We start from the raw sequence: 12,025 nt of genomic DNA, 5'->3' as shown, positions 1-12,025 counted from the left end.
GATTTACAACGTAATCCGCATCGCGGTTAATTGAAATGGAAAAAGTATGAAGAACTGGAAAACGCTGCTTCTCGGTATCGCCATGATCGCGAATACCAGTTTCGCTGCCCCACAGGTAGTCGATAAAGTCGCAGCCGTCGTCAATAACGGCGTCGTTCTCGAAAGCGACGTCGATGGCTTAATGCAGTCAGTAAAACTTAATGCGGGTCAGGCTGGTCAGCAGTTACCGGACGACGCCACGCTGCGTCATCAGATCCTGGAACGTTTGATCATGGATCAAATCCTCCTGCAAATGGGTCAGAAGATGGGTGTTAAAATCTCTGACGAGCAGTTGGATCAGGCTATTGCCAACATCGCCAAGCAGAACAACATGACGTTGGATCAGATGCGCAGTCGTCTGGCACAGGATGGTTTAAGCTATTCGACCTATCGTAGCCAGATCCGTAAAGAGATGACCATCTCTGAAGTGCGTAACAACGAAGTTCGCCGTCGCGTCACTATCCTGCCTCAGGAAGTGGATGCCCTGGCGCAACAGGTAGGCAACCAAAACGATGCCAGCACCGAACTGAACCTGAGCCACATTCTGATCCCATTACCGGAAAACCCAACTTCCGACCAGGTTAACGCGGCTGAAAGCCAGGCGCGCTCTGTTGTTGATGAAGCGCGTAACGGTAGTGATTTCGGCAAACTGGCTATTACTTATTCCGCTGACCAGCAGGCGCTGAAAGGCGGCCAGATGGGTTGGGGACGTATTCAGGAGCTGCCGGGTATCTTCGCCCAGGCGTTAAGCACTGCGAAAAAAGGCGATATCATCGGCCCAATTCGTTCAGGTGTCGGCTTCCACATCCTGAAAGTCAATGATATGCGTGGCCAAAGCCAGAGCATCTCCGTGACTGAAGTTCACGCCCGCCATATTCTGCTTAAGCCGTCGCCGATCATGACCGATCAGCAGGCGCGTCTGAAGCTGGAACAAATCGCGGCAGATATTAAGAGCGGTAAAACTACCTTCGCAGCAGCCGCTAAAGAGTTTTCTCAGGATCCAGGCTCTGCCAACCAGGGCGGCGATCTGGGTTGGGCTGCAGCGGATATTTTCGACCCAGCTTTCCGCGATGCGCTGACCAAACTTCATAAAGGCCAGATGAGCGCCCCGGTGCACTCCTCTTTCGGTTGGCATCTGATCGAACTGCTGGACACGCGTAACGTTGATAAAACTGACGCGGCGCAGAAAGACAGAGCTTACCGTATGCTGATGAACCGTAAATTCTCGGAAGAAGCAGCAACCTGGATGCAGGAACAGCGCGCCAGCGCTTACGTTAAAGTTCTGAGCAACTAATGGCTCGTACTCAACGCGTTGTTATCACTCCCGGCGAACCCGCCGGGATTGGCCCGGACCTGGTGGTTCAGCTCGCCCAGCGCGATTGGCCTGTAGAACTCGTTGTCTGTGCGGATGCAGGACTTCTCAGTGACCGGGCAGCAATGCTCGGTTTACCGCTTTCACTCCTCCCCTACTCTCCAGATACCCCAGCCAGACCGCAATCAGCAGGCACATTGACGCTGTTACCGATTGCGCTGCGGGCACCTGCTGTCGCGGGTCAGTTGGCGGTAGAAAACGGGCAATATGTAGTGGATACGCTGGCTCGCGCCTGCGATGGTTGTCTGCAAGGTGAGTTTGCGGCGCTGATTACTGGTCCGGTTCACAAGGGCGTAATCAATGACGCAGGCGTTCCGTTTACCGGGCATACCGAGTTTTTTGAAGAGCGCTCACAGGCAAAGAAAGTTGTTATGATGCTGGCGACCGAAGAACTGCGCGTTGCCCTGGCAACCACGCATTTGCCGCTCAGAGCCGTTGCCGACGCCATTACGCCCGCCCTGCTTCAGGAAGTGATCGGCATTTTACATCATGATTTACGCACTAAGTTCGGCATTGCCGATCCACATATTCTGGTGTGCGGTCTTAACCCGCATGCTGGTGAAGGCGGTCATATGGGAACGGAAGAGATAGACACCCTCATTCCGGTACTCGATGAACTGCGTGCGCAGGGGATGAAATTAAACGGCCCGCTGCCCGCAGATACGCTTTTTCAACCCAAATATCTCGACCACGCGGATGCCGTGCTGGCAATGTACCACGATCAGGGTCTCCCCGTGCTAAAATACCAGGGATTTGGTCGCGGTGTGAATATCACGCTGGGCCTGCCCTTTATTCGCACATCCGTCGATCACGGCACCGCACTTGAACTCGCGGGCCATGGACAAGCAGATGTCGGCAGTTTTATTACGGCGCTTAATCTCGCCATCAAAATGATTGTTAATACCAATGAATAATCGAGTCCATCAGGGCCATTTAGCCCGTAAACGTTTCGGGCAGAACTTCCTCAACGATCAGTTTGTGATCGAAAGTATTGTCTCTGCTATCAACCCGCAGAAAGGTCAGGCTATGGTCGAAATCGGCCCAGGCCTGGCGGCATTGACCGAACCAGTAGGCGAACGTCTGGACAAGCTCACGGTCATTGAACTGGACCGCGATCTGGCAGCACGCTTACAGACACACCCGTTTTTAGGGCCTAAGCTGACGATTTATCAGCAAGATGCCATGACCATGAACTTCGGCGAACTGGCACAAACGATGGGTCAGCCGCTGCGCGTATTCGGCAACCTGCCGTACAACATCTCCACGCCACTCATGTTCCATCTTTTTTCCTATACTGATGCCATTGCCGACATGCATTTCATGTTGCAAAAAGAGGTGGTCAATCGTCTGGTTGCAGGGCCAAACAGTAAAGCGTATGGTCGATTAAGCGTCATGGCGCAGTATTACTGCAATGTGATCCCGGTACTTGAAGTACCGCCTTCCGCATTTACGCCAGCGCCTAAAGTTGATTCAGCTGTTGTGCGTCTGGTCCCTCACGCGACGATGCCGTACCCGGTTAAAGATGTTCGTGTGCTGAGCCGTATTACCACCGAAGCGTTTAATCAGCGCCGTAAAACGGTACGTAACAGTCTCGGCAACCTATTTAGCGTTGAAGTACTGACAGAGCTGGGCGTTGATCCGGCGATGCGAGCGGAAAATATCTCTGTCGCGCAATACTGCCGGATGGCTAACTATCTGTCAGAAAACGCGCCATCGAAGGAGAGTTAAACATGATCAATTCGCCCCGAGTGTGCATTCAGGTACAAAGCGTCTACATTGAGGCGCAATCCTCACCTGATGATGAACGTTACGTTTTTGCTTACACCGTAACTATCCGCAATTTGGGGCGAGCGCCTGTGCAGCTGTTGGGGCGTTATTGGTTAATCACTAATGGTCATGGCCGCGAAACAGAAGTCCAGGGTGAAGGCGTGGTTGGCGTCCAGCCCCATATCGAACCCGGCGAAGAGTACCAGTATACCAGCGGTGCGGTGATTGAAACACCGCTGGGCACCATGCAGGGTCACTACGAAATGATCGATGAACAAGGCATCGCCTTTACCATCGACATTCCCGTATTCCGACTCGCCGTTCCAACACTCATTCATTAAAACAATAACTATGGCGACATACCTTATTGGCGACGTTCACGGTTGTTACGATGAACTGGTAGCCTTGCTGCATCAGGTAGACTTTAATTCCCAAAAAGACACCCTATGGCTCACTGGCGATCTGGTCGCTCGTGGGCCGGGCTCGCTGGACGTTTTGCGCTACGTGAAATCACTGGGCGACAGCGTGCGGTTAGTATTGGGTAATCACGATTTACACCTGCTGGCCGTATTTGCTGGTATCAGTCGTAATAAACCTAAAGACAGGGTCACATCTCTGCTCGAAGCACCGGATGCCGACGAATTACTTAACTGGCTCCGCCGTCAACCGCTGTTGCAGGTAGACGAAGAGAAGAAGCTGGTGATGGCACATGCCGGTATCACCCCACAGTGGGACCTGCAGACGGCAAAAGACTGTGCTCGCGATGTTGAAGCCGTGTTGTCGAGTGACTCATATCCCTTCTTCCTTGATGCGATGTACGGCGACATGCCCAATAACTGGACCCCGGAACTGACCGGGCTGGCGCGCCTGCGTTTTATTACCAACGCCTTTACCCGCATGCGTTACTGCTTCCCCAACGGTCAACTGGATATGTATAGCAAAGAGTCACCAGAAGACGCACCTGCCCCGCTGAAGCCGTGGTTTGCCATTCCTGGACCTGTCAGTGAAGCGTACAGCATTGCATTCGGGCACTGGGCATCGCTGGAAGGCAAAGGCACACCAGAAGGTATTTACGCGCTGGATACGGGGTGTTGCTGGGGAGGCGATCTCACCTGTCTGCGCTGGGAAGACAAACAGTACTTTGTGCAGCCATCAAATCGCCATCTGAATCTGGATCCTGGCGAAGCGGTCAACGCCTGAGAGATTTATGCCTGATGGCGCTACGCTTATCAGGCCTACATCTGGCACAAGAGTAGGCCGGATAAGACTTTTCGCCGCCATCCGGCACTTACAGGATTAACGACGCTCCAGAATCTCGAAGCAGTAGCTGTGAGAGTTTTGCGCGTCGGCATCGTGGAATTCACTGAACACCGACTCCCAGTCATCCGGTTCGTAGTCCGGGAAATGCGTATCCCCTTCGACTTCAGCATCAATGTGCGTCAGATACAGCTTCTGCGCTTTTGGCAGGAACTGCTCATACACGCGCCCACCGCCAATCACCATAATCTCTGGTTCATCACCGCAGGCCGCAATGGCTTCATCAACAGACTTCACCCACTGCACACGATCGTCAGTGCCAGGCTTGCTGCTGATGACGATATTTTTACGCCCAGGTAACGGTCGCCCGATGGATTCCCAGGTGTGGCGTCCCATGACAACCGGCTTGTTTAAGGTATTACGTTTAAACCAGGCGAGATCGGCAGGGAGGTTCCACGGCATGGCGTTCTCCATACCGATGACGCGATCTACCGCTAACGCCGCAATCAGACTGATCATTGAATATTTCCCGGATACAAAAAAATTGTCGCCACTATACGGAAAGCGCAATCTTTCGTCGACTGGCGGAAAGAGGATGAACAGGAAAATTTTCCGTTCTGCTGGCGAACCGACCTATTTAAGGTGGTACGCCAGCATTACAGTAGTTCAAAAACAGCCAATTAGCAGTAAAGTTTGCAGAACATCACATTTTTTACCCTATGCTGACGGTTTCACTTCCGGCTCATCGGCGACGTCGCCCGTATGCTTACCTTCATCCGTGCCTTGCCAGCCATGGCGTTGAATTAACGATAAGTGCTGACGATCTTCCGCAATAATTTCACTCAGCATTGCGCTGGTGCGTTTATAAACGGCCGCGCGGGAAGTCGCGTCATTTTCCCCTTTCACCATCTCCTCTACCATCATGGTATTGAATCGGCGGAATACGTCCGCCCGCTCACGTGCCTCATAGCGCCCAAGCCCGAGACCCTCCAACGCCAGACGTCCGGTCTTCAGTGCACCTTCAAAGGTTTCGCGTTCCGGCATATCCACGCCCGCGTGGCGCAGGCGGATGTAATGATCCACATCGCGCGCACGAGCAATAATTTGCAGATGCGGGAAATGCTCTTTCACCATTTCGGTTAACTGCAGGCTGGTTTGCGGATCGTCAATGGCATTAATAATGACTTCAGCTTTCGCCGCCCCGGCAGACTCCAGCAGATCCATCCGGGTCGCATCGCCATAGAAAACCTTCATCCCGAATTTACGCAGCGTTTCGATATGGTCCGGGTCATGATCAAGAACCACCATTTTGACCCCACTCGACAACAACAGACGACCGGTTATCTGGCCAAATCGCCCAAATCCAGCGATGATCACCCGCGGTTGCTCCTCATCAATTTCATCGGCTTCCCGCTCTTCCGAAGTCGCCGATTTTTCCAGACGCGTCAAAATCACCAGCAAAATCGGCGTAGCCGCCATCGACAACGCCACCGCCAGCGTCAGCGATTTCGCCCAGTCAGGATCGAGCACATTTGCCATTTGCGCCGCGCCAAACACCACAAAGGCAAACTCACTGCCCTGCCCTAACAATACGGCAAACCAGCGACGCTGCTTGTTCGGCACCTGCAACGGTTTCGCTATCAACCACAGCATGACGGTTTTGATAACCAGGAAACCGACCAGCAAAATGATAATGCGCAAGGGATTATCAATCAGCGTACCAAAGTCGATAGACATCCCCACGCCAATGAAAAACAGTCCCAGCAGCAATCCTTTAAATGGCTCAATGTCGCTTTCCAGCGCGTGGCGATACTCAGAGCTCGCCAGCAGCACCCCGGCCAGGAAGGCCCCCATCGCCATCGACAGGCCAACCTCTTCCAGGAGCAGACCGAAGCCAAACACGAGGAACAGCGCAACGGCACTGAATACTTCCCGCAGGCCCGAACGCGCAACAAAACGCAAGGCCGGACGTGTGACATAACGCCCCAATACCACCACCAATACCAGTGCGCCCGCTACCTTCAGGGCTGACAATGCAAACGCCCCAAGCGTAGTCGATGCGCCGCTCGCCGCCAGTAACGGGATCATCGCCACCAATGGAATAGCGGCGATATCCTGGAACAGCAGCACGGCAAACGCGCTGCGGCCCATTTGCGAAACCATCAGGTTGCGTTCATTCATTGCCTGCATAGCGATAGCCGTTGAGGAAAGCGCCAGCGTCATGCCGATCAGTTCCGCTACCTGCCAGCGCAGGCCAAGGAACATACAGAACAAACCAATTAAGCCGCCGCAAACCACCATCTGTAGCGCACCGCCGCCGAACACCGATGCCCGCAATTTCCACAAACGTTGCGGATCCAGCTCCAGACCGATGACAAACAGCATCAGTACCACACCGATCTCCGCAAAATGCAGGATGGATTCGGCGTCCGTCACCAGCCTCAGCCCCCAGGGTCCGATAATGCATCCGGCGATGAGATACCCCAGTACCGACCCTAATCCCAGCCGTACGGCGATGGGTACAATCAGCGCCGCCGATCCGAGATAAATCAGCGCCTGTATCAGCGTATGGCTATCCATGGTGTGCCTCCTGCCATTCCATCAGACGCTGTTTGTAGTGACGCGCCTGCGCTTGCAGCGTTTCATCATCACAGATAAACGTACAGTGCATCGCAAACGGCGGCAGCCATTTGAGGCCGCAATAGAGCGCTGTTGCCTGTAAAGGCTGAGAAAGCACATCAAATCCGGGATGGGAGCCAATATCGAAGTGGTTTTCACCGCCGCCGGTCGTCACCGCCCACAGCAGTTGTTTACCGTGCAGCGCAGTACCGCCATGGCCATACGCCCAGCCGTGCGAAAGGACTTTATCCATCCACAGCTTGAGTAATGGAGGTGTGCTGTACCACTGCATCGGATGCTGCCAGATGATCAAATCAGCGCGCGCCAGCGCATCCTGTTCAGCGGCAATATCGATATTGAAGTCGGGGTAGAGCTGGTAGAGCGAGCGTATCTCCACGCCCTCCAGCGTCCTTGCCTGTTCAAGCATCCGCTTATTCGCATGCGAATGCTGCGGATAGGGATGCGCATAAATGATGAGAATCATGATTAGCCTGTGTCACTGCATTATTGTAATAACAGTGAGTTTAGTCACTTAATCCACAGGCTAACAGTCAATATTATTGAGTGGCTGAATGGAGAAAACTGAACTAGTTGTCCAGTTCGCTCATATCCTTAACCTGATCGCGGTTAATCTGTTCCGTCTTACCCGTCTGGGCATTTTTGTACGACACCAGACCAGTATCATCATCAACCTGCGGTTTGCCGTCAGTGACGATTGTTTTGCCATCGGTGGTTTTAACCGCCTGGTTTGAGGAACAACCGACCACGGTAAACAGTGCTGCTGCGGTAAAAATTGAGGTGATCAGGATATGTTTTTGCATGGTGTTCTCCCTGCTTTTCAGTTGTTTTCAGTGATATACCCAGTTAACTGTAGGCTAACTGACTGAGTTGCAGGGAAAATACAGAACACTCCTAATAGCCTGCCCTGGTCACGGGCTTACTGCGAATCGTCATTTGACTGGTTTGCGCCAGCGTCAGACCTCGCGTTTCCGGGGCGAAAGCGATGGACACAAGCAGGCCAATCAGCGAAATTCCTGCGCCCATCAGCATGACATTGCTGATACCGTATTTGGTGATGAATACCGGCAGCGCCCAGGTTGAAACAATAGTACCGATGCGGCTTAAGGACATAATCACCCCGACGGCAGACGCGCGAATGTCGGTAGGGAACAGCTCGTTTGGGTATAGCCACTGCAGGTTTCCCGGTCCCCCCGAGAAAAACGCGTACACGGCAAACGCCAGCACTACCAGCCACGCCCCCATATCAGGAATTAACCCCAGCACAGCCAACGCCAGCGTCATCATAATAAAGCTGCCAATCAATAGCGGTCGGCGACCTGCGCTATTGAGCCAGAACATGGGCGGAATGCACCCCAGCATAAAGCACAGGCTTATCACCACATTGCCCAACGCGGCGCTTTTCCCGGCACCAAGCCCCAACAGTCCAACAATCTGCGGACCAAAGGTATAAATGGCGAACATCGGGATTACCTGACAGGTCCAGATAGCGGCAACAAACAGGACAAACGGGAAATGACGGCGGTTAAACAGCTGGAGAAAACGCGTCTCCTGCGGCGCCTCTTCGTCGAACACCACCGGTTCGCCGAACAGTTTGATCATCATCGCTTCACACTCTTTCACCCGACCTTTACGCAGCAGCCAGCGCGGCGATTCAGGAAGATCGAAGCGCCCAATCAGGATCAAAATACAGGGGATCACCGCGCTGCCCAGCATCCAGCGCCATCCTCCCTCAACATCATAAAGCCAGTAACCGACCAGATCGGCACAGGTGGCGCCGACATACCACATCGCGGCGATAAAACCGATGGAGAAAGCGCGCTGGCGGGTATTGGAGAACTCGGTAATCATCGAGGTAGCAATCGGATAATCGGCACCAATCACAATGCCGATCAGCACGCGCATCACCAACAGCTCAACGGGCGAGGAAACAAACATAGTTGCTGCCGATATCACGCCAATGGCGATAATATCGATGATGAACATTTTGCGCCGCCCGACCTTATCGGAAATGTAGCCAAACAGCGACGTCCCCACAAACAGACCAGCGAGCGTGCCGGCGCCCAGCAGACCAATCCACTGTGCGTCCAGTTTCAATGCTGGCGTGAGCTGTTCCAGCGCCACGCCAATCATCACCAGCACATAACCATCCAGAAATGGCCCACCGCTTCCCCACAGCATTATCCGGCGGTGAATAGAGGTAAATTTGATGTCATCAAAGTTCCTGGGCTGCTGCATAGCGACTTCCTGTTTCAACACGGGCAAAGCGTCATCTATAGGCCGGATAAGGCGTTTACGCCCCCATCCGGCACTGGCGTCACATGATTGCCGGATGGCGACGCTAGCGCGTCTTATCCGGCCTACGGGTGCACAACCTCGTACTTATTAACCGTAGCGAAACTCCACGCCAAATGTCCCACGCGGGTATTCCCACTTTTCCAGCGCTGTATCGAGTCCGAGAATGCGGCACGTTCCGCACTCCAGACATCCGGCATAATCAAACCGTACGCTGCCGTCGTCCTGCTTTTTATACAGCCCCGCTGGACAGGCCTTAATCAGCACTTCCAGCGCCTGTTTATCAGGATCGGTTTTGAGAATGATATGTGGGCTGTCTTCATCGACATTGAACTTATTGACGCTCAGTTTGACGTCCACATTGACGGGAGATGTCATAATACGGTCACTCCTTTCAGGCCATCTTTCATCAGGTTGATGAAGCCCACTTTCTTCGCATGGCGCAGGATTTTTTTACGCATTGGCACTGGGGCGGAACCATCTACGGTGAACAGGTCGCGTGCGATACTGACCGCCATTTCGGGATAGGCGGTAAACATGCGCGGGTTATCAAGAAAAGCAGGAAGCTTCTGGTACATACGCATATCGCGCATCGGGCCATCGTCCAGATGCTGACGGTATTCACCCAGCGACTGCTTGCTAAAGTCGTCGCGCTTCATCGCTGAAAGCACCGTTTTCGCCGCCGCTTCGCCTGCGGAAATGGCGAGATCCATACCGCGAATGGTAAAGCCGAGGTTCATACACATTCCGGCAGCGTCACCGGCGATCAGCACACCGTCCCCCACCAGTTCTGGCTGCATATTCATACCGGCTTCAGGTACGACGTGCGCGGCATATTCCACCAGCTTGCCACCGGCGATCAGTGGGGCAACCGCCGGATGCTGTTTGAAATCTTCCAGCATTTGCGGGACCGATTTTTTCGCGTCTTTCAGGTGATGAAGGCCGCAGACCAGCCCCAGAGAAAGGGTCGTTTCATTCGTATAGAGAAAGCCACCACCCATCAATCCATCAGTTGGCGAACCGGCAAACAGGCAAGCTGCACCTTCGTTCCCCTGTAACTGGAAACGATCTTCAATTACCGATTTTGGCAGTTCGATCAGCTCTTTTACGCCGACGGCAACATGCGATGCCTCGACGCGCTTTGCCATACCCAGCTTTTCAGCCAGCAGAGAATTCACCCCGTCGGCGAGGATCACCACTTTGGCTTCCAGAATATCGCCGTCGGCTTCCACGCCCACGACTTTACCCTCGCGCTGCACAACATTATCCACACGAATACCGGTGATGAGCTGGGCGCCCGCCTCCTCGGCCTGCTCCATCAGCCAGGCGTCAAATTTGCTACGTAAGACGGAATAAGAAACCTGCGACGATGCGGCCTCTTCACCATTGCAATAGTCGATGGTCATCGCCCCTTTGTCGGTCATAAAGGCGAGTTTTTCGTGGGTGATTATGCGTTCAATGGGGGCCTGCTCAGCAAAACCGGGAATAATGCGCTCCAGGCTATGCGCATACATGCGCCCACCAGTGACATTCTTCGCGCCAGCAGAATTGCCGCGCTCGATAACCAGCACCTGTGCTCCTTCCCGAGCCAGCACCAGCGCCGCAACCGAACCAGCCAGACCTGCACCCACGATGATGGCATCAAAGATATCTTCGGACATACGTACTCCTGTCAGCGGCAGGATACCTTCGCATCCTGCCCGAATGGTTTAACGCGCTAAGGCAGCCGTCAGCGCAGGCAGGATCTTCAGCGCATCGCCAACGATGCCATAATCTGCATACTGGAAAATCGGCGCATTTTTGTCTTTGTTGATGGCGAAAATCGTCTGTGCGCCGTTGGCGCCGACCATATGTTGGATCTGCCCGGAGATCCCCACGGCCAGATACAGTTCAGGCTTAAGCATCAGGTTGGAGATGCCGACGTAGCGTTCATGCTCCATCCACTTCTCGTTTTCCGCCACCGGACGGGAACAGGCCAACTCAGCGCCAATCGTTTGGCACAGCGCTTCTGCCAGCGAGATATTTTCTTTGCTACCAATACCGCGTCCCACGCTGACCACCAGACGGGCTTTGTCGAGATCGACGCTGTTGCTCTGACGCGCCTGAGTTGCCGTACGGGTCACGACAATGGCCGGAGCCTGCCACTGGACGGTGTGCACCTCACCGCTGCGAGCGGTATCCGGTTGCTGCGCGTCAAACGTTCCGCTACTGAGAGTGATCACGGCAAACGGTGAAGCGATTGTTTCTGCTCCCATCGCCAGGCCGCCGTAGACCATATGTTTGACCGCCGCTTTTCCATCCTGCACCGCGACTGCGCTGGCGTCATTTGAGACTGCAGCCGACAAGCGAAAGCCCAGCTTTGCCGCTAACAGCTTGCCCCGACGTGTATTCGGCAGCAGCACCGCGCCGCCCTCGCTGTGCTGACGAATGATTTCGGCCATCGCATCGGCGTAGTCTTCAACCATACGGTCTTCTGGTTTGCCGCTGAGCAGCCAGACATGATCCGCGCCTAAATGACATGCCGTTGCACTGTCCGCATCGCTGAGCACAAACGTGTTAACTTTTTCGCCTAAAGCCTGCGCACCTTTCATCAGTTCCGGCAGACGAGAAGGGGTATCGCTGAATACCCAGATACTGGAAAATTTGTTCATAACATCC

13 protein-coding genes are annotated in these 12,025 nt (G+C 54.0%); 5 read left to right on the top strand and 8 right to left on the bottom strand.

The genetic code is table 11. The features are described from left to right. Nucleotides 1-46 precede the first annotated feature (46 nt). Genes surA through apaH form a run of 5 tightly spaced genes read left to right on the top strand, consistent with a single transcriptional unit; the run spans nt 47 to nt 4,378 of the window. Entirely contained in the window at nt 47-1,333 is a 1,287-nt protein-coding gene (gene surA, locus WC1_RS20380) for a peptidylprolyl isomerase SurA (protein ID WP_003018860.1), read from the top strand. Then, entirely contained in the window at nt 1,333-2,325 is a 993-nt protein-coding gene (pdxA, locus tag WC1_RS20385; protein WP_016149535.1) for a 4-hydroxythreonine-4-phosphate dehydrogenase PdxA, read from the top strand. The genes surA and pdxA overlap by 1 nt, the downstream gene beginning before the upstream one ends. Next, on the top strand, nt 2,318-3,139 hold the full coding sequence (gene rsmA, locus WC1_RS20390) for a 16S rRNA (adenine(1518)-N(6)/adenine(1519)-N(6))-dimethyltransferase RsmA (RefSeq protein WP_003018865.1): 822 nt from the start codon (nt 2,318-2,320) through the stop codon (nt 3,137-3,139). The genes pdxA and rsmA overlap by 8 nt, the downstream gene beginning before the upstream one ends. Nucleotides 3,140-3,141: 2 nt before the next feature. Next, nucleotides 3,142-3,519, top strand: a complete 378-nt coding sequence (apaG, locus tag WC1_RS20395) for a Co2+/Mg2+ efflux protein ApaG (RefSeq protein WP_003018867.1) — start codon at nt 3,142-3,144, stop codon at nt 3,517-3,519. 10 nt (nt 3,520-3,529) lie between these two features. Beyond that, nucleotides 3,530-4,378 carry a bis(5'-nucleosyl)-tetraphosphatase (symmetrical) ApaH gene (gene apaH / locus WC1_RS20400; protein ID WP_016149534.1) on the top strand — a complete coding sequence of 283 codons (849 nt, stop codon included), beginning with the start codon at nt 3,530-3,532 and terminating at the stop codon, nt 4,376-4,378. 96 nt (nt 4,379-4,474) lie between these two features. On the opposite strand, the gene folA is transcribed toward apaH, so the two are convergent. From folA to WC1_RS20440, 8 genes are all read right to left on the bottom strand, one after another. After that, nucleotides 4,475-4,954 (bottom strand): type 3 dihydrofolate reductase, encoded by a 480-nt coding sequence (folA, locus tag WC1_RS20405; RefSeq protein ID WP_003018873.1) that lies wholly within the window; start codon nt 4,952-4,954, stop codon nt 4,475-4,477. A 198-nt stretch (nt 4,955-5,152) separates the two neighbouring features. Next, the gene (kefC, locus tag WC1_RS20410; protein ID WP_016149533.1) at nt 5,153-7,015 is read right to left on the bottom strand and encodes a glutathione-regulated potassium-efflux system protein KefC; all 1,863 of its coding nucleotides are present in this window, start codon (nt 7,013-7,015) and stop codon (nt 5,153-5,155) included. Continuing rightward, complete coding sequence (gene kefF, locus WC1_RS20415; protein WP_003018878.1) at nt 7,008-7,538, bottom strand: glutathione-regulated potassium-efflux system oxidoreductase KefF; 531 nt, start codon at nt 7,536-7,538, stop codon at nt 7,008-7,010. Before kefF ends, kefC begins: the two co-directional genes overlap by 8 nt. Nucleotides 7,539-7,641: 103 nt before the next feature. Beyond that, nucleotides 7,642-7,875 carry a YgdI/YgdR family lipoprotein gene (locus WC1_RS20420; RefSeq protein WP_003837373.1) on the bottom strand — a complete coding sequence of 78 codons (234 nt, stop codon included), beginning with the start codon at nt 7,873-7,875 and terminating at the stop codon, nt 7,642-7,644. 91 nt (nt 7,876-7,966) lie between these two features. Beyond that, a complete protein-coding gene (locus WC1_RS20425; protein ID WP_003845694.1) occupies nt 7,967-9,310 on the bottom strand; it encodes an MFS transporter in 1,344 nt (447 codons plus the stop codon). A gap of 147 nt (nt 9,311-9,457) precedes the next feature. Continuing rightward, complete coding sequence (fixX, locus tag WC1_RS20430) at nt 9,458-9,745, bottom strand: ferredoxin-like protein FixX (RefSeq protein WP_016149532.1); 288 nt, start codon at nt 9,743-9,745, stop codon at nt 9,458-9,460. Continuing rightward, nucleotides 9,742-11,028 (bottom strand): FAD-dependent oxidoreductase, encoded by a 1,287-nt coding sequence (locus WC1_RS20435; protein WP_003018887.1) that lies wholly within the window; start codon nt 11,026-11,028, stop codon nt 9,742-9,744. Before WC1_RS20435 ends, fixX begins: the two co-directional genes overlap by 4 nt. A 48-nt stretch (nt 11,029-11,076) precedes the next feature. After that, the gene (locus tag WC1_RS20440; RefSeq protein WP_016149531.1) at nt 11,077-12,018 is read right to left on the bottom strand and encodes an electron transfer flavoprotein subunit alpha/FixB family protein; all 942 of its coding nucleotides are present in this window, start codon (nt 12,016-12,018) and stop codon (nt 11,077-11,079) included. Nucleotides 12,019-12,025 lie beyond the last annotated feature (7 nt).

Source organism: Citrobacter sp. KTE30 (assembly GCF_000398825.1).
Taxonomy (GTDB): Bacteria; Pseudomonadota; Gammaproteobacteria; order Enterobacterales; family Enterobacteriaceae; genus Citrobacter; species Citrobacter freundii.
This window is presented reverse-complemented; position numbering and strand designations above follow the sequence as displayed.